A 15,793-nucleotide genomic window follows, 5' to 3' on the forward strand; every position below is an offset into this window, starting at 1 on the left:
CGGACTGCTAGCTTAATTTTTCTAGCGCCCATTTAATCGGATATTGATAGGCTTCATCGAGCAGGGGACTTAATGCACTTAAGGTCTTTTGTAGAGCTTGATGGTTATTATGTACTAAGTTTAGATGCCCTACTTTGCGGGCTGGACGCACTTCTTTTTCATACCAATGTAGATGAACTAAAGGTAATGATAGCCATTTGGTGTCGATCTCTGTTCCAATAAGATTAACCATTACCGCCGATTGGCAAACATCAGGTTTGGGCATCGGTAAATCAAGAATAGCACGTAAGTGAAGTTCAAACTGGCTAATAGAAGCACCATTTTGTGTCCAGTGACCACTGTTGTGGACGCGAGGCGCGAGTTCATTAATCAGTAATTTATCACCGACAATAAAGCATTCCATCGCCATTACACCGATATAATTTAGTTTATTGAGGATCTTGCTAAGCATATCCTCTGCTAATTGTTGTAATGCCTCGGGAGGATTTGGTAGCGCAACACTCATGCGTAAAATGCCATCTTGATGAAGATTGTGAGTGAGTGGATAAAAAACACAATCCCCCTGATGATTTCTTGCACCAACTAAAGAGACTTCTCCAGAGAAAGGAATACCTTGTTCGACAATACATTCACCATATATTTCGGCTGGTAATTGTTGTTCGTCACCTGGGTGTATCCGCCATTGACCTCGTCCGTCGTAACCACCAACACGGCGTTTAACGATAATAAATTCCCCTAGCTGATTGAATAGCTCAGGCCATTGCTCAGCCGAAGTTAATGGTTGCCAAGGTGCCGTCGCTAAATGAAGCTCATCAAGGAGTTGTTTTTGTGGTAAGCGATCTGCGAGTAATGGAAAAATATCTCGGTTAATAAAGTTAGCATGGTGCTCTAACTCATTGGTTAATGCAGTTTCCGGCCAACGTTCAATTTCTGCGGTAATAATACTCTTTTGATAAGGTACCGCTTCGGGTTCAGCATCAAGCCCCACGGGATATACCGCAATACCTAATGGCTCACCCGCTTGACGTAACATTCGACCTAACTGTCCATTACCAAGAACACAAACCGGCTTCATAGCGCCTCCCTTGGATCAGGGTGATTAAGGACTTCTTGTGTCTGTGTTGCTCGCCATTGTGTTAATGCATTAAAAATATCAGCAGAGTGTAATGCTAAAATTTGTGCGGCAAGTAGCGCGGCATTAGCAGCCCCCGCTTTACCAATAGCCAGTGTGCCAACGGGAATACCTTTCGGCATTTGTACAATAGAATAAAGGCTATCAACACCACTTAATGCAGCACTTTGTACAGGAACCCCTAATACAGGAACTAAGGTTTTGGCTGCCAACATCCCCGGTAAATGTGCAGCACCGCCAGCACCCGCAATAATCACGTCAAAACCATTCTCTTTGGCCTGTTCTGCGAAACGAAATAATTTATCCGGTGTTCGGTGTGCGGAAACAATTTCAACATGGTAAGGAAGTTGTAACGCGTCTAGGACTTCTGCGGCATGACACATTGTCGCCCAGTCACTTTTCGAACCCATCACAATGGCGATACGAGGGGATGAGATATTGAGACCAACTTGAGAAGACATTACTTAACTGCTCCTGTAAGCATAAACGGATATAGCCAGAGAAACTGAGCATGATAGTATCACGCTAACACGTCAAGGAAAACGTTTGCGTAAAGAAAAATATGCTACAATAGCCGAAAAAGTATCATCTATTTAAAATGGAAATTGGATCAGTTCGATTTTATCTGAGGTGACTTTAAACATTGAGCCTTCCGTATGCCAAGCTCCTAATACACCTCGATAATGTGGTTTCCCATCAATGTCGACAGTGTGGATAGCCGGTCGATGAGTATGACCGTGGATCATCCATTGGGTATTAAATTGTTTAAAGGTATTGATAACGGCTTGAGTATTAACGTCCATTATCGCTTCAGATTTGTATTGGTTGCTACTTTGACTACGAGAGCGCATTTTTTTAGCAATACGTAATCGAATGGTCAGAGGAAGGAGTAGGAATAAGCGTTGAATAAACTTATTGTGGACTTTTTTACGATAGCGTTGATAGGCATCATCATCGGTGCAAAGCGTATCACCATGTAAGATTAAAATGCGATGTTGCTCTATCTCAAGCACTTTTTCTTGTGGTAGCAGTGTCATTCCGCTCTCTTTTGCAAAGCGAGAGCCGATTAAGAAATCGCGGTTACCATGAATAAAATAGCAGGGCACTCCCGCATTTTTTAATGCCATTAATGCTTGGGCTATGCGCTGGTGTAGTGGATTAGGATCATCATCACCAATCCAAAAATCAAAGAAATCGCCCAAAATATAAAGTGCATTTGCGTGGATAGCTTGCTCTTGTAAAAAGCGAAGAAAACCGGCAGTAATTGCCGGTTCGTGCTCACTTAAATGCAGATCTGCAATAAACAGGGTGCACATAAAAAGCGCTACTTATTCGCTAACAGTAACACTGTTAATGATAATATCTTCACGAGGAACATCTTGGTGGAAACCACTGCGACCAGTAGAAACGGCTTTGATTTTGTCTACAACATCCATGCCTTCAACAACTTCAGCAAATACACAATATCCCCAACCATTGGCATTTTCTGCACGGAAGTTTAAGAAGTCGTTATCTGCTACGTTGATAAAGAATTGTGCTGTTGCAGAATGTGGATCGTTGGTACGAGCCATCGCTAATGTACCACGATTATTGGCAAGACCGTTGTTTGCTTCGTTTCTTACCGGGGCTTTAGTTTCTTTTTGCTTCATACCAGGTTCAAAACCACCACCTTGGATCATAAAACCATTAATAACACGGTGGAAGATAGTGTTATCGTAGAACCCTTCTTTACAGTAATCTAAAAAATTTTCTACGGTTGCAGGTGCTTTATCTGCAAATGTTTTAATCACGATATCGCCGTAATTGGTATGAAAAGTAACCATATTCAGATCCTAGTATAATTTTAGTTTTACCCAGATGTGGGCTGAAACAATAGACCGTTTTTTTATACCACAGTTACCTTATTTAGTCAGTATTCATCTTTTGTTCATGGCGACTTTCAGGCTAAAAAGCGCGAAAATAGTAATAGAAAACATTTTTCGCCAATTATTTCACCAATAAACTCAATTTGGCGCCTTACTGTTAACGATTGAACAGTGAAAATAAACGCAGAGCAGAGTAATATAAGAGGCTATTAATTGGATTACCTTTGAGTTTAGGCATTAAAACCCTTATAAAGGTAATGTTATGTGGTTATTTTTATCGCTGTAGTCGTTATTTTATATACATAAATACGTAATCAACACGTACAGTTAAAAATGGGAACGTCCTCTGATGCTAAAGATTTTTAATACTCTTACTCGACAAAAAGAAGAATTTAAACCTATCCATAAAGGAAAAATAGGTATGTACGTGTGTGGCATCACTATTTATGATTTATGTCATATTGGTCATGGACGTACATTTGTGGCATTTGATGCCATAACCCGCTATTTACGTTATTTAGGGTATGATGTGAATTATGTGCGCAATGTCACCGATGTGGATGATAAAATCATCAAGCGTGCGATTGAAAATAATGAAACTTGCGAACAATTAACGACACGTATGTTAGCGGAAATGCATAAAGATTTTGATGCATTGAATATCTTACGCCCTGATTCAGAGCCACGAGCCACACATCATATTGCAGAAATTATTGCTCTTACCGAGACATTAATTAAACGTGGTCATGCTTATGTAGCAGAAAATGGTGATGTGATGTTTGCCATTGATACCGATCCGGATTATGGCTTGCTTTCTCGCCAAGATTTAGAGCAACTACAAGCAGGGGCTCGGGTTGAAGTCGCTAACGTAAAACGCAATCCTATGGATTTCGTGCTTTGGAAAATGTCAAAACCCGGTGAACCAAGTTGGACATCACCATGGGGAGAAGGGCGACCAGGCTGGCATATTGAATGTTCAGCCATGAATGGTAAAGAATTAGGTCATCATTTTGATATTCATGGCGGTGGTTCAGATTTAATGTTCCCGCATCATGAAAATGAAATTGCACAATCAACCTGCGCTCATGATGGTCCTTATGTTAATTATTGGATGCATTCCGGTATGGTGATGGTAGACAAAGAAAAAATGTCTAAATCACTGAATAACTTTTTTACTATTCGTGATGTTCTTGCCTATTACGATGCTGAAACGGTACGTTATTTCTTATTATCAGGACACTATCGTAGCCAACTAAATTATACCGAAGAGAACTTAAAACAGGCGCGTACCGCATTAGAGCGTTTATATACTTCTTTACGTGGCACTGATGCAAATGCTCAACCTGCTGGTGGTGAAGCGTTTGAAGCGCAGTTTATTGAAGCAATGAACGATGATTTCAATACACCAGAAGCCTATTCTGTGTTATTTGATTTAGCACGCGAAGTGAATCGCTTAAAAACCGTCAATATGGAGGCGGCTAATGGTTTAGCAGCGGTATTGCGTAAATTAGCCAAAGTATTAGGCCTATTAGAGCAACAACCAGAACACTTTTTACAAAGTGGTGCGCAAGCAGACGATGCTGATGAAGTAGAAAAAATTGAAGCGTTAATTCAACAACGTAATGATGCTCGTAAGAATAAAGATTGGGCAGCTGCGGATGCCGCTCGTGATGCTTTAACAGCAATGGGGATTGTATTAGAAGATGGCCCACAAGGTACAACATGGCGTCGTAATAGCTAATATTGCTACCTATTGATAAAGCAATAAAGTCAAAAATATCGGGTAATCATTATCCGATATTTTTTTAGATTTTTAGTGGCGTTAATTCAACTTCGGTCATCATTCTTGCCAATTGTTCACGATCAGTTATTCCAACATTGGTTTGACTGACGGCAAGAGCTGAAATTGCTGTAGCAAGACGTAAGGTATGTTCACTGGTTTGCCTCATCATCAAACCATAAATCAACCCACCCACCATAGAGTCACCGGCACCTACTGTGCTGACCACATCACATTTAGGCGGTTTTGCCATCCACGCACCAGAGGCGTTAACCCACATAGCGCCTTGTTCACCTAACGAGATAACAACATGAGCAATACCTTGCTGGCGTAATTCATGGGCGGCTTGTACCACGTCAGAGAGCTCAGGTAAGGGTCTACCTGCCCAAATTTCTAGTTCATGATGATTGGGTTTTACTAACCAAGGTAACGCTTTTAACCCCGCGACAAATGCTTCTCTGCTACTATCAAAAATAAGGCACATACATTCGCTACGTAGTCGCTTCATCCAAGCAGTAAAATCATTTAAATCAATACTAGGTGGTACACTTCCACTGACACAAATCATATCAAATTGACCCGCCCAGCTGAGCGTGTCATTTACAAAACGAGTCCAATCTTGTTTAGTGATTTCAAACCCTGAAAAGTTAAAATCAGTTACTTTACCGCTGGGTTCAGTCAGTTTGACATTGATACGGGTGCGACCTTCAACCATTTGGAAGCGATTAGCAATCCCGGCTTCACTAAACTCTTTTTGAAAGCCATCTTGATTCTCTTTACCTAAAAAACCGCCAACAGTGACATCAATACCAAGGCTTTTTAATACTTTGGCTACATTGATACCTTTACCGGCAGCATGAAATCCCGCCGTTGTTACTCGGTTAACTTCACCCAATTCAATAGGGGTACTTAATCCCACAAGATCATAAGCAGGATTTAATGTAATGGTAGCGACTCGACGTCTCATGCTTGTACCTTACCTGTAGTAAAATCATAGGTATCACTTTTCTGTTGCAAGAAAAGCAGAGAGACACCTTGGATTGGTAGGTTAAACATAAGAACTCCTATTAGATTAAGGATCAAATACAACATAAAAATTAAAAATAACGCTTCATACTTTATTATCAGGCTGAATCGTTTCAAACTATAATGTCTAATTTAGTATAAACAATGTTCTTTTGCCTAATAAAACAAAGGAAAAGTTAGATCTAAATCACGTTTTAGCATATTAAAGCGATTATTAATACGTAAAAATCATCCAACGGAATAAGGTTGCTGAAATTCTTACTACTAGCAGACTAAGTATTATTTATATAAAAAATAATAGGTTATGTAATCAATATTTAACTTATTCTTTATCAAAGCGTTAATGTGCTGAAGCGAGATAAAGTATTATCACTGATATGAATAGCAAAAATAATAACCTACTATTATTATCTTAAATTGATGCAATTAAATCAATTTAAAATCAATGGATTAGTCCACTAATTTTACAGGCTTAAATAAAAGCTCGAAAAATAGCGTGTTTAGTAAAAAAAGGGTGGAAAGATAAAAAAAGCGTTACTAAAGAGTAACGCTTGAGTAACGAGTATGATTAGCTGAACTAGTTGCTGACAGTGACAGCAAACTCACCGAGTGTGACGACTTTACCGGCAGTAATTTTACAGCGTTTACGTGTTTCTACTTCACCATCAACGCAAACGAGGCCTTCAGCAATAATATTTTTTGCAGCGGCTCCGCTTTCTGTCCAGCCTTGGAGTTTTAATAGATCACACAGTTCTACATAGGGGTGACCATCTAATTGAAATGTTTCCATTGATTAATTATTTCCTATATCAGGATCGTGATATTCTTCGCAGGCTTGCAACGTATTTTGAATCAAAGTCGCTACAGTCATTGGACCTACACCACCCGGAACAGGGGAGATCCACCCCGCGCGTTGAGAGGCTTGTGCGAAATCAACATCACCAACCACTTTACCGTTTTCAAGGCGATTAATACCGACATCAATGACAATAGCGCCAGGTTTTATCCATTCACCAGGAATAAAGTTAGGTTTACCAACTGCCACAACCACCAAATCAGCATGTTCAACATGAAAACGTAAGTCTTTAGTAAAACGATGAGTGACAGTCGTTGTACAGCCTGCAAGCAGTAGCTCTAAACTCATTGGGCGACCAACAATATTTGAAGCACCAATAATTACCGCATTTAAGCCATTCATTGGAATATTGCAACGCTCTAAGAGTGTGACAATACCACGAGGGGTGCAAGGACGTAGCTTAGGTGCACGTTGGCACAATCGACCAATATTGTAAGGATGGAAGCCATCAACATCTTTATCAGGATGAATACGTTCTAATACTTTGACGTTATCAATTCCCGCAGGTAAAGGGAGCTGCACTAAAATACCATCAATAGTATTATCTTCATTTAGAGTATCAATGAGATTGAGTAAATCTGCTTCACTTGTAGTATCCGGTAGATCGTAAGAGCGAGAGATAAATCCTACCTCATCACAAGCTTTACGTTTACTAGCAACATAGATTTGCGATGCAGGGTTATCACCGACTAAAATAACCGCTAAACCCGGTGCACGTTTTCCTACCTTAATACGTTGTTTTACTTTTTCTGCCACTTCACTTCTGATGGTCTGCGCAATCGTTTTCCCATCTATAATTCTTGCTGACATCTATACATCCAAATTATTCAATTATGGTATTGCTCTATTTTGTCAGATCATAAGCAATCTGTCAGTTGATTACTTACCATATTTTAACCATCTAGTTTGATTTTGTGGAAAAATCGTTGACTCTCAGAATGTTGAAAGTATAATTCACACCCGTTATCAGCATAAATGCTAACGTCTATTTCCCCTCTAGGCGCCCTTAGCTCAGTTGGATAGAGCAACGGCCTTCTAAGCCGTAGGTCACAGGTTCGAATCCTGTAGGGCGTACCATTTAAAATCAATAACTTACACTCATTTTAAATTCTCTACTTTTCTTAAGTGGGACGTATTTGGGACACAAGTGCCAAAAATACTGTCTATTTGCTTTGCATGTTCAGTTAAATGATTAGGCGCTAGGTGAGCATACCTTCTAACCATATCAACTGATTCCCATCCGCCCATTTCTTGTAATACTGAAAGCGGAACTCCGGACTGAATTAACCAGCTCGCCCATGTGTGGCGCAGATCATGAAAGCGGAAGTTTTCTATTCCTGCTCTTTTTAACGCTGCTCTCCATGCTGTGTTAGAATCAACTCGCATTTTTCTAACGCTTGGTGTTAATGTTCCGTCTGGTCTCTTCTTTGATTCAGTATGAACAAATACCCACTTGTGATGGTTTCCTATTTGTTCCTTAAGAACCTGACAAGCAGTGTCATTTAAAGCAACACCAATTGCTTGGCCTGATTTGCTATCCTCTGGGTTTATCCATGCAACTTTCCTTTGCATATCAATTTGACTCCACTCTAAATTGATAATATTGGATCGCCTTAATCCAGTGGCCAATGCAAATGTAACTACGGATTTCAGTGGTTCAGGGCATTCTTGAATCAGTCTTTTAGCTTCATGATGTTCTAACCACCGAACCCGCTTTTCTCTGATTGTTGGAACTTTGATAACGGGAGATTTTTCTAACCATTTCCAGTCACGTTCAGCAGCTCTTAACAGAGATTTCATGATGGCGAGATGCTTTGCTTTGGTTGCGTTACTGACAGGGACATCAGTAAATGCAGGGATTTCCTTTCCCTTTCTTTTGGCTGATTCCGCTTGTTTTTCCCATCTCTCCCTTGCTTTTCTGTTTACCATCTTATTGATAACGGAATATATTTTTGCTTCTGTAATATCCTTAAGTCGGTAACCTTCAAAGTGATCTAACCAAAAAGAAAGCCGACCTTTATCGTCATCCAGTGATTTTTTGTCTGCTTTCTCTTCAATCCATCGAACTATAGCCTCTTCGAAAGTAACATCAGGAAAGTCACCAAGACGTTCTATGCGCCATAACTCGACCTTTCTTGTGTCGTGCAACTCCTGCGCGAGCTTCTTGTCCTCTGTGCCAAGAGACTCCTTGATTCTTTTACCGCTTGGCGTCGTGTAGTTTCCGTACCATATTTTACCTCTTCTGAATAAAGACATGATTTTCCCTCTCGTGTCTCACCAGCGTTCACTGGTATATTGTGAATTGATTTATTAGCTGCCGCAATACACGCAGCTCTCGTAAATAGATATGGCGAGTTTTTCTTTGATGGGTCCTTTCTTGTGTATGCAATCAATCCTAGCTTGCACCAACGAGAGAGTGTGTCTTCTGATATACCAATATATGCGGCAGCTTCTTTTCTTGGCATGGTCATCCCTTCCATTTCATTCTCCTATCCATTTTTCCGTTTATACTGCTCATGGTCATCACCGCAATCTTTACTGCAATATGCGCTATTAGGTGCTACCGGTTCTTGGTGACACCAGATGCACATGCCGTTGTATGATTTTATTGTTGCCCTGCGTTTTAATAACGACACTTGAATATATAATTCGTTTGTTTCATTTGCTGAGTCGATAATGCCCATAATTACGCTTACCCTGTTTCAATTAAATAAATTACTAAACATAGTGCTATTAACCCTGAAAATTCAGTAAATGTCATAATTCACCTATGCTATTTTCCATTCATTTAATATTTTATTGCCGATATTTAATAAATAATTTCTATTTACAGTATTGATTATTCTGCGAGGAGTTATATAAGGTCGCCATATTAAAAACATAGAACCTTTATTATTTCCGCTAACTGGCTTTTTTGTTTCTGCATTAATAAAAGATATTCGACCTCCCGTAATTAATCTTACTTCATCAACTGTTTCTAATGCTGATTCATACCAACCCACAGAAGTATCAGAAGGAACTAACATAACAACAGGCTGTAATTGCTTTTTGCATTGCTCAGCGGCTTTGTTTACCCATGGCTGAATATCTGAATAGGGCGGATTCACCCAAATAGCTCCGTAACTTTCCCAGTCGCAATTCAACGAGTCGTCTTTTTCGGTGAGGTAATGAGAACAGAGAGCATTATTTTTATCGGCAGCGGCATCTAAATAAAAACCAAATTCAGCGTCCAATGGCGTAAACAAAGGTAGGGGAGTTTCCCATCTATCACGCAGTTCCTTTGGTGTATGACTACCTCCATAATCAGCTTTCATTCTCCGCATCCTTGATCATTAAGAATACCTCCATAGCTGCGCGATATGGGTTCGATTTATATCTCGATGTGATTCCATTTGAAATATCACTTGCACACCACCAAGTTGACTCTCTATCCTCTGACATATCTGACATTAACGATATCAAGTTTTCAATAATAATCGGCATTGCGTCGGATGGGTTATTGCAAGGTTTGAAGCACTTACTACCCACCATGACAACCAATTCATCCCACACAGTGGTTGTAACAAACCATTCTGCACCTAACTTTTCAGCAACCTTTTTATTAATCTCGAAATCAGATAGTTCGGTGTATTTATTCACTTTCTAATATCTCCTCTATCATGAGCTTAATATTAACTAAGTCCTGCTTTGTTATTGATATATCCCACGATGGAGATTTTAAATTAAATTTATCTTTTATTGTCGGTTCAATTTCAAAACCTTCTTCCTCGTAGCCTTGTAAGTTCACACTATATTTATCTTTCATTCCATACCTCTCCACAAACAACTTCAACATTCCTCACTGACATTAAATATTCAGCACGTTGATTGCATTCCGATTGCGTGTATATATCTTCCGTAACAGGTACAGCAGAATCCTGTATTAGCATGAGTAATACATATCCGATATTAGTTTCATATTTAATCTAAACGATAGAGTGGTATATTATGGTAGCTAGTTTTTAATGGATGTAGCGTAGTAAATTTAATATTTAAATTTCTAAGTTCTTTTTCAGAAGCAAAACCGACTGGATATTTACTAATAACTCTCTCCAGCTCATCACACAATGCAACAATAACTTTCTTTTCTGGCTCCTTATTATCTGCAATCATGCCTTTGGTATAATCGATTAATACTTGAAGCTCATTTTTATTCATCTTTTATTTTCACTCCATTGCTTGTTAAGCTGTTTCTTATGGATGCTTCTAACGCTGAACGTAAGCATTGACACCCTTGATATTTAATTGCCGTATCTCTCGCAGTATTAACGAGCTCTCTTAGTTGGTGATGTTTAATTTCTGGCTCATCACTTTCGCGTGATGCTTCCCACGCAATCCACATTAAGTCAACATATTGGTCAGCGTAATTTAATCCGTTATTTGCTGTTTCGAATTTATTGTTTATTTCCTCGTCGTCCATGTGAAATTTAATAAACTCTTCAAATTGCTGCCTTGATTTATCCATCACTCCACCTTTTAATATTTGCAATTGCTAATTCCATTTTATGACGCGCTGATGAATTAGAAGAATGAACAATAATTTCAGGCGCTTTAAATCCATTTAAATAAACTTGTTCTTCTATCCATAATAAAACGTCGTAGCCCGTGCCGCGTTCATCATCACCTAAATCATGGTCTAGGCTAATTAGCTCAACCTCGCCAGTTTCAAGTAATTTAATGGCTTCATCGGGCCAGTAAACACGCACAAATCCATCTGGCGTTATGCGCTCGTCGTCGAGATAGACTTTCATATTCATTCCTCTTCATTGCATCCCTGCGAGTTAAATTAATCTTCCGTTAAATCAATAACATCATCGATAATCTCTTGCTTTACTGCGTAATAGCCATCTTCACCATTGAGTGTTATTTCTTCCGTGTTTGTGTAAATGTTGATAATCGCTTGTTTCAACTTCGCGTTTTCTTCTTGTAACTGTTCAATAGTCATATCTATCTCCTGTTTGCGTCCTTGCACTCAGTAATGGTTATATCCTTTGGTTAAATCACATAAATAGCGTGGCGTGGGTAGGGGAGTCCGATAGGGGCAAAAGGTATAGGATCATCCCAATCTTGAGGCGGCTCACTTTGCGGCGCTTGATTACTCGATGCTTGTTTTGGTGCTTGCGGTTGCTGAGGTTGACCCCATCCTTGAGACTGTGGCTTCTGGCTTCCTGCCTGATTACCACCGTTACCACCTAACATCTGCATTGTTCCACCGATATTCACAACAACTTCCGTTGTGTATCGGTCTTGTCCGCTTTGGTCTTGCCATTTACGAGTTTGAAGAGAACCCTCGATATACACTTGTGAACCTTTACGCAGATATTCACCTGCAATTTCTGCTAATTTGCCGAAAATGACCACACGATGCCATTCGGTTTTCTCTTTCATCTCACCGGTTTGTTTATCACGCCACGATTCCGATGTAGCTAGTGTGAGATTAGCGACTGCACCACCACTTGGCATATAACGGATTTCAGGGTCTTGCCCCAAGTGGCCGATGAGAATAACTTTGTTAACGCCTTTACTTGCCATCAGTACCTACCTCCTCATATTCTCCTTCAAAAATAGTTGCATTCTCTTGGTCTACATTAGCCTCTGCTTTTTCGTCTAAAATGACCGCTTTCTGCATTTCGATAGAGACTGGCAGATATTTAAATAAGCGACGGATAACGGTTTTCTTCGCCATTTCTTCCCAGTGAGAAACCCAAGGGCCATTTTGTCCTGCTTTACTTGATGCTCTGACTTTCTCAATTTGGTTATGCGTCATAACTTCAAACTGGACACCGCCATCTTTCAATCGTGCAACAGCGTAAACGTGTGTAATGGGCGAGTCCTCATTTTCACCCGGTACGTGTGTTAGGTTTTCATTCAGTCCATACTCAAAGTGAAAACTATCACCTTGCCTTACCGTTCTTGCTGATATGCTTACTATTTGCCCTGAGCGACGAGCCAAATCAATCATTCCTCGGTAGCCAATGATTAACTGCGCATCAGTCCTAACGGTTACCCACTGATTACCTTGTTTTCTCTTTTTCTCGAAAGGCAATATATATGCATGCCCAAGCGCGTTGCCCGGCTCTAATCCTAATTGCGAACATTGCACTACTGCACCAACAAAACTTTGCATATCACAATTAGCTAATTCTGGTGTTTTTCTGATTTCCGTTGATACTATTCGGATCATTCTATCCGGTGTCATGTGACGAGGAAGGGCGGCCGCTAGCTGAGCTTTCATGCTTGGTTTATTGATAAACTCAACCAACATCTGATCTTTGGTTTTTTCTTTTACCTCTGTACCTTGTGTTTTTTGTAAGTCAGCTTGAGCTAATGGTGGGTTACTCATTCCTTAATTCCTTAGCCCAATAGGGCAGTGATAATGTACGTATGCCTGCCCATTCATCCGTTTTTAGGCATTCTGCATACGTTCTTAAATTTTGTTTGTAGGTTGTTCGACCAATATCTTTTGCTTGTTGGTCTAAATTGAAGACTCTAACGGGGTATCTACCGCAGTCGATAGTCGTGCTAACAACGAGAAAGACAAAAACAGGGGATTCGCCTGTTAATGATTTATATCCATCAGAATAAAAAGAGTCCTGTACGTGATATCTATATTCGTACATGGAACGGTCAAATCGTTGAATGTCAGCAGAGCTTTTTACATCAACAATCCAATGGTGCTCTTGAATGAGTTTATCTGGCCTGCAACGACAAAGAATGTCCGTATCTTCGTCGTTCCAATAAATGCTACTTTCAGCTACTCCGTTAGCTTCCAAACACCATTTAGCAGGAGGGTATGCCATTACACTGTCCCTCATGAGTAGTAACTTCCTGTTATCGTCATGAGTGATTGGTGTGATACCTTCCTTTTCACACATTTCGAGAAATTCCTTTTCTTCTTCTTTCCCTTTGTTGGTCCGTCTATTTACATCAGGACCTATCTTGTATCGCTTACTGTATTCATCAGGTTCTAACAAAAGACAGTGGATAGCGGTCCCGAAATCTAGTGACTTTATTTTTTCTTCATCAACTGGCGCATCCCTTTGCCAGACGAAATTAGCGGGAACCTCACTTATTAAATCCAGCTGAGATTTGCTGATTCCTAATCCATGGTGATAGTCCTCATTTGAAATGTCGTAATAGATACCGGGTTTCACGACATCCTCCTACGTTCCTGATAGTTCTTTAACTCCTTGTAAAGACCATCAATTGTCATATCGAAAACGCTGTCACTCCATTGACTGGTAATATCCTTTGGTAATCCATCAACCACATTAAATGCGACATTACTTAACTCAGCGTCCTTTGCATCAATCCATGATGCTTCTTCTTGTTTGCGTTCTTCCCTTGCGTCAAGTTCATGGTAAGGATTCACGCAACCCTCCTTAGCAGAGCTAGCTTAGAAATAGTGGCATCCTTGCTTGCTTCATTGACAATCCTGTCAATCTCTTCCTTGTCGAACTGCATAATCCATTGCAGGGCTTCCACTGGGTCAATTTCCGTTAATTTAGCCAGCTCAGCGAAACTTCCCGTCTCAATGCTAAGTTTGCTACTTTCGTCAAATTCCATGACTGTTTTGCCGTCCATTACCCGAGTTCCGTTCGAGTAGCTGTATGAAATTTGCATAATCACCTCAACTTACAAATGTTGGTATTACGCCAATGGTTGTCACAATGACCACAGCTAAACTGAACAACCATGGGCTTGTGCGTTTATTTTTACGTGCTTGAGGCGTAGTGATACGCACCGCCATGCAATCACGCATAGCGCTGTAATAGTTAGTTTTCATTGTTACCTCGCTAGGTGAGCGATAGGGTGGTTATCTGGTGTTGGTGCGGTGGGTATTAGTAGTTCATTGTCATATGAGGAATTTGTTTACTTGCAACTAACTTAATAAATTCAGTCGCTAATTTTTCATCAAATCCGTTACTTACTAAGGCTTGTAATGTTTCTTGGTTGTACTTGCGGCGATGTTCCTTATCAGCCTGACGTTTAGCTTCTTCCTGACGCTTACGTTCTTCTTCTGCTAATCGCGCTTGTTCTGCTTCCTGTACTTTCTTACGCTCAGCTTCGATAGCTAGTTTCTTCTCTCGTTCGGCTCGCTCCAGTGCTTCTTTAGCATCGCGCTCTGCCTTTTCCTTGGCTTCTTTTGCTGCTTGTTCTGCACGTTGAATTGCTTCCTGCTTTTCACGCTCTGCACGTTCAGCGGCTTCTTTTGCTTCACGCTCACGTTTAGCTGCTGCTTCAATTTCTTGCTGTGCTTTGCGCTCAGCTTCAAGTCTTGCCTGTTCCGCAGCTTGTCGCTTCATTTCTTCTTCACGAGCAATGCGTTTGCGCTCTTCTTCAGCTTTGCGTAAATCAAACAGCTCGTTCATTTGCAGAGCTTCTTCATGATCAACTTCGATTTGCTTCTTAAGCGCTTCGGCTTCTTCGCGAGCTTTTTCTTGAGCTTCCCACTCTGTTAGTGGCTTGCGAATATCTGTGCTTAATGCATCTAGTTCGTCACGAAATATCTTACGGCTAGCATCAACTTTTTTGGGTAGCTCTTTTAACTTATCGACAACTGCTTTACCTTCCTTGTCGATATACGTTTTTGTTTGAGCAACTTTGTACGCCAGAGATGCAAAAGCCTTTCGGTTTTTAGCTACCGAAAAATCGCTATCGAGTTCTTTTCGCTCTTCTTCTGCAAGAGACTTAATGTGCTCCAGCATCTGATTTACTTTTTCTGGTGCTGTAAACAAATCTAGCGCCGTTGCTTGTTCAATTACGACTAATTCATTTGCCATTTCCTATGTTCCTTATGTGCGTGCCAACTATTAATAGCGATATGAATGATTAAGTGGTGGGTTACTGCTAAAGAGAGGAATCTAACTTATCGACGAGTTCGTCATAGTCAACTTCGAACTCTTCACAAGCTTCTCTGAACTCGCTAAAATTTAACGCGTAATTTATTGCGTTAATTTCATCTCTAGTTAGTTTTTTATCTTTATAATCATCAAATCCAACCGATAACAACTTACCGCCTAATATCTCCGTTCCTGCGTTTACAGACGGCTCCTTGCCATCTTCATACTCAACTACGAATGTCATTTTTCCCA

General features: G+C 40.3%; 25 protein-coding genes and 1 tRNA gene. 3 read left to right on the top strand and 23 right to left on the bottom strand.

Going from position 1 to position 15,793, the window contains the following annotated elements:
* Window positions 1–7 precede the first annotated feature (7 nt).
* The 4 genes from purK to ppiB all read right to left on the bottom strand — a co-directional run bounded on the left by purK (window position 8) and on the right by ppiB (window position 2,955).
* Window positions 8–1,075 (bottom strand): 5-(carboxyamino)imidazole ribonucleotide synthase, encoded by a 1,068-nt coding sequence (gene purK / locus AACV01_RS12095; RefSeq protein WP_060554831.1) that lies wholly within the window; start codon window positions 1,073–1,075, stop codon window positions 8–10.
* On the bottom strand, window positions 1,072–1,593 hold the full coding sequence (gene purE / locus AACV01_RS12100; protein ID WP_020946117.1) for a 5-(carboxyamino)imidazole ribonucleotide mutase: 522 nt from the start codon (window positions 1,591–1,593) through the stop codon (window positions 1,072–1,074). The genes purK and purE overlap by 4 nt, the downstream gene beginning before the upstream one ends.
* Window positions 1,594–1,725: 132 nt before the next feature.
* Window positions 1,726–2,448, bottom strand: coding sequence for a UDP-2,3-diacylglucosamine diphosphatase (locus AACV01_RS12105; protein ID WP_020946116.1), 723 nt, complete (start codon window positions 2,446–2,448; stop codon window positions 1,726–1,728).
* A 12-nt stretch (window positions 2,449–2,460) separates the two neighbouring features.
* Window positions 2,461–2,955, bottom strand: a complete 495-nt coding sequence (gene ppiB / locus AACV01_RS12110; protein WP_004244249.1) for a peptidylprolyl isomerase B — start codon at window positions 2,953–2,955, stop codon at window positions 2,461–2,463.
* 391 nt (window positions 2,956–3,346) lie between these two features.
* Here ppiB and cysS point away from each other — a divergent pair, with 391 nt between their 5' ends.
* On the top strand, window positions 3,347–4,738 hold the full coding sequence (gene cysS / locus AACV01_RS12115; RefSeq protein ID WP_004244247.1) for a cysteine--tRNA ligase: 1,392 nt from the start codon (window positions 3,347–3,349) through the stop codon (window positions 4,736–4,738).
* A gap of 64 nt (window positions 4,739–4,802) precedes the next feature.
* Here cysS and fruK read toward each other — a convergent pair whose 3' ends face one another.
* From fruK to folD, 3 genes are all read right to left on the bottom strand, one after another.
* A complete protein-coding gene (gene fruK / locus AACV01_RS12120; protein WP_004244246.1) occupies window positions 4,803–5,744 on the bottom strand; it encodes a 1-phosphofructokinase in 942 nt (313 codons plus the stop codon).
* Between the two features lie 636 nt (window positions 5,745–6,380).
* Window positions 6,381–6,593, bottom strand: a complete 213-nt coding sequence (ybcJ, locus tag AACV01_RS12125; RefSeq protein ID WP_004244244.1) for a ribosome-associated protein YbcJ — start codon at window positions 6,591–6,593, stop codon at window positions 6,381–6,383.
* A 3-nt stretch (window positions 6,594–6,596) separates the two neighbouring features.
* On the bottom strand, window positions 6,597–7,469 hold the full coding sequence (gene folD, locus AACV01_RS12130; RefSeq protein ID WP_060554830.1) for a bifunctional methylenetetrahydrofolate dehydrogenase/methenyltetrahydrofolate cyclohydrolase FolD: 873 nt from the start codon (window positions 7,467–7,469) through the stop codon (window positions 6,597–6,599).
* 190 nt (window positions 7,470–7,659) lie between these two features.
* Here folD and AACV01_RS12135 point away from each other — a divergent pair.
* Window positions 7,660–7,736: transfer RNA gene (locus AACV01_RS12135), tRNA-Arg, on the top strand.
* A 21-nt stretch (window positions 7,737–7,757) separates the two neighbouring features.
* On the opposite strand, the gene AACV01_RS12140 is transcribed toward AACV01_RS12135, so the two are convergent.
* Entirely contained in the window at window positions 7,758–8,915 is a 1,158-nt protein-coding gene (locus AACV01_RS12140; protein ID WP_063073711.1) for a tyrosine-type recombinase/integrase, read from the bottom strand.
* A 162-nt stretch (window positions 8,916–9,077) separates the two neighbouring features.
* Here AACV01_RS12140 and AACV01_RS12145 point away from each other — a divergent pair, with 162 nt between their 5' ends.
* The gene (locus tag AACV01_RS12145) at window positions 9,078–9,236 is read left to right on the top strand and encodes a hypothetical protein (protein WP_161682980.1); all 159 of its coding nucleotides are present in this window, start codon (window positions 9,078–9,080) and stop codon (window positions 9,234–9,236) included.
* A 191-nt stretch (window positions 9,237–9,427) separates the two neighbouring features.
* On the opposite strand, the gene AACV01_RS12150 is transcribed toward AACV01_RS12145, so the two are convergent.
* The 15 genes from AACV01_RS12150 to AACV01_RS12220 all read right to left on the bottom strand — a co-directional run.
* On the bottom strand, window positions 9,428–9,973 hold the full coding sequence (locus AACV01_RS12150) for a phage N-6-adenine-methyltransferase (protein WP_161682982.1): 546 nt from the start codon (window positions 9,971–9,973) through the stop codon (window positions 9,428–9,430).
* Complete coding sequence (locus AACV01_RS12155; RefSeq protein ID WP_161682984.1) at window positions 9,963–10,298, bottom strand: phage protein NinX family protein; 336 nt, start codon at window positions 10,296–10,298, stop codon at window positions 9,963–9,965. The genes AACV01_RS12150 and AACV01_RS12155 overlap by 11 nt, the downstream gene beginning before the upstream one ends.
* On the bottom strand, window positions 10,291–10,464 hold the full coding sequence (locus AACV01_RS12160) for a hypothetical protein (RefSeq protein WP_164484702.1): 174 nt from the start codon (window positions 10,462–10,464) through the stop codon (window positions 10,291–10,293). The genes AACV01_RS12155 and AACV01_RS12160 overlap by 8 nt, the downstream gene beginning before the upstream one ends.
* A 155-nt stretch (window positions 10,465–10,619) precedes the next feature.
* A complete protein-coding gene (locus AACV01_RS12165) occupies window positions 10,620–10,856 on the bottom strand; it encodes a hypothetical protein (RefSeq protein WP_161682985.1) in 237 nt (78 codons plus the stop codon).
* Window positions 10,849–11,163 carry a hypothetical protein gene (locus tag AACV01_RS12170; RefSeq protein WP_143475238.1) on the bottom strand — a complete coding sequence of 105 codons (315 nt, stop codon included), beginning with the start codon at window positions 11,161–11,163 and terminating at the stop codon, window positions 10,849–10,851. Before AACV01_RS12170 ends, AACV01_RS12165 begins: the two co-directional genes overlap by 8 nt.
* The gene (locus AACV01_RS12175; RefSeq protein WP_058336225.1) at window positions 11,156–11,449 is read right to left on the bottom strand and encodes a cyclic-phosphate processing receiver domain-containing protein; all 294 of its coding nucleotides are present in this window, start codon (window positions 11,447–11,449) and stop codon (window positions 11,156–11,158) included. Before AACV01_RS12175 ends, AACV01_RS12170 begins: the two co-directional genes overlap by 8 nt.
* A 35-nt stretch (window positions 11,450–11,484) precedes the next feature.
* Window positions 11,485–11,643 (bottom strand): hook protein, encoded by a 159-nt coding sequence (locus AACV01_RS12180; protein WP_161682987.1) that lies wholly within the window; start codon window positions 11,641–11,643, stop codon window positions 11,485–11,487.
* Window positions 11,644–11,693: 50 nt separating this feature from the next.
* Complete coding sequence (locus AACV01_RS12185) at window positions 11,694–12,230, bottom strand: single-stranded DNA-binding protein (protein ID WP_161682989.1); 537 nt, start codon at window positions 12,228–12,230, stop codon at window positions 11,694–11,696.
* Entirely contained in the window at window positions 12,220–13,041 is an 822-nt protein-coding gene (gene recT / locus AACV01_RS12190; protein ID WP_161682991.1) for a recombination protein RecT, read from the bottom strand. Before recT ends, AACV01_RS12185 begins: the two co-directional genes overlap by 11 nt.
* Complete coding sequence (locus AACV01_RS12195) at window positions 13,034–13,852, bottom strand: PD-(D/E)XK nuclease-like domain-containing protein (protein ID WP_143475389.1); 819 nt, start codon at window positions 13,850–13,852, stop codon at window positions 13,034–13,036. The genes recT and AACV01_RS12195 overlap by 8 nt, the downstream gene beginning before the upstream one ends.
* Window positions 13,849–14,070 (bottom strand): hypothetical protein, encoded by a 222-nt coding sequence (locus tag AACV01_RS12200; protein WP_064497312.1) that lies wholly within the window; start codon window positions 14,068–14,070, stop codon window positions 13,849–13,851. The genes AACV01_RS12195 and AACV01_RS12200 overlap by 4 nt, the downstream gene beginning before the upstream one ends.
* A complete protein-coding gene (locus AACV01_RS12205; protein ID WP_237585026.1) occupies window positions 14,067–14,282 on the bottom strand; it encodes a hypothetical protein in 216 nt (71 codons plus the stop codon). The genes AACV01_RS12200 and AACV01_RS12205 overlap by 4 nt, the downstream gene beginning before the upstream one ends.
* A 46-nt stretch (window positions 14,283–14,328) precedes the next feature.
* Window positions 14,329–14,484: a hypothetical protein gene (locus AACV01_RS12210; RefSeq protein WP_167755252.1), complete on the bottom strand. Its 156-nt coding sequence runs from the start codon at window positions 14,482–14,484 to the stop codon at window positions 14,329–14,331.
* Window positions 14,485–14,539: 55 nt separating this feature from the next.
* A complete protein-coding gene (locus tag AACV01_RS12215; protein WP_161682993.1) occupies window positions 14,540–15,481 on the bottom strand; it encodes a cell envelope biogenesis protein TolA in 942 nt (313 codons plus the stop codon).
* A 67-nt stretch (window positions 15,482–15,548) separates the two neighbouring features.
* A partial coding sequence (locus AACV01_RS12220; RefSeq protein WP_237585020.1) for a hypothetical protein occupies window positions 15,549–15,793 on the bottom strand: 245 nt, incomplete at its 5' end.

Origin of the sequence: Proteus sp. G2609, from assembly GCF_963896135.1 — a bacterium.
GTDB classification, from domain to species: Bacteria; Pseudomonadota; Gammaproteobacteria; order Enterobacterales; family Enterobacteriaceae; genus Proteus; species Proteus mirabilis.

Bases quoted from the DNA above. Each gene is read 5' to 3' on its own strand.
- purK (WP_060554831.1), bottom strand. From the start codon at position 1,075: ATGAAGCCGGTTTGTGTTCTTGGTAATGGACAGTTAGGTCGAATGTTA.
- purE (WP_020946117.1), bottom strand. From the start codon at position 1,593: ATGTCTTCTCAAGTTGGTCTCAATATCTCATCCCCTCGTATCGCCATT.
- AACV01_RS12105 (WP_020946116.1), bottom strand. From the start codon at position 2,448: ATGTGCACCCTGTTTATTGCAGATCTGCATTTAAGTGAGCACGAACCG.
- ppiB (WP_004244249.1), bottom strand. From the start codon at position 2,955: ATGGTTACTTTTCATACCAATTACGGCGATATCGTGATTAAAACATTT.
- cysS (WP_004244247.1), top strand. From the start codon at position 3,347: ATGCTAAAGATTTTTAATACTCTTACTCGACAAAAAGAAGAATTTAAA.
- fruK (WP_004244246.1), bottom strand. From the start codon at position 5,744: ATGAGACGTCGAGTCGCTACCATTACATTAAATCCTGCTTATGATCTT.
- ybcJ (WP_004244244.1), bottom strand. From the start codon at position 6,593: ATGGAAACATTTCAATTAGATGGTCACCCCTATGTAGAACTGTGTGAT.
- folD (WP_060554830.1), bottom strand. From the start codon at position 7,469: ATGTCAGCAAGAATTATAGATGGGAAAACGATTGCGCAGACCATCAGA.
- AACV01_RS12140 (WP_063073711.1), bottom strand. From the start codon at position 8,915: ATGTCTTTATTCAGAAGAGGTAAAATATGGTACGGAAACTACACGACG.
- AACV01_RS12150 (WP_161682982.1), bottom strand. From the start codon at position 9,973: ATGAAAGCTGATTATGGAGGTAGTCATACACCAAAGGAACTGCGTGAT.
- AACV01_RS12160 (WP_164484702.1), bottom strand. From the start codon at position 10,464: ATGAAAGATAAATATAGTGTGAACTTACAAGGCTACGAGGAAGAAGGT.
- AACV01_RS12165 (WP_161682985.1), bottom strand. From the start codon at position 10,856: ATGAATAAAAATGAGCTTCAAGTATTAATCGATTATACCAAAGGCATG.
- AACV01_RS12170 (WP_143475238.1), bottom strand. From the start codon at position 11,163: ATGGATAAATCAAGGCAGCAATTTGAAGAGTTTATTAAATTTCACATG.
- AACV01_RS12175 (WP_058336225.1), bottom strand. From the start codon at position 11,449: ATGAAAGTCTATCTCGACGACGAGCGCATAACGCCAGATGGATTTGTG.
- AACV01_RS12180 (WP_161682987.1), bottom strand. From the start codon at position 11,643: ATGACTATTGAACAGTTACAAGAAGAAAACGCGAAGTTGAAACAAGCG.
- AACV01_RS12185 (WP_161682989.1), bottom strand. From the start codon at position 12,230: ATGGCAAGTAAAGGCGTTAACAAAGTTATTCTCATCGGCCACTTGGGG.
- recT (WP_161682991.1), bottom strand. From the start codon at position 13,041: ATGAGTAACCCACCATTAGCTCAAGCTGACTTACAAAAAACACAAGGT.
- AACV01_RS12205 (WP_237585026.1), bottom strand. From the start codon at position 14,282: ATGGACGGCAAAACAGTCATGGAATTTGACGAAAGTAGCAAACTTAGC.
- AACV01_RS12210 (WP_167755252.1), bottom strand. From the start codon at position 14,484: ATGAAAACTAACTATTACAGCGCTATGCGTGATTGCATGGCGGTGCGT.
- AACV01_RS12215 (WP_161682993.1), bottom strand. From the start codon at position 15,481: ATGGCAAATGAATTAGTCGTAATTGAACAAGCAACGGCGCTAGATTTG.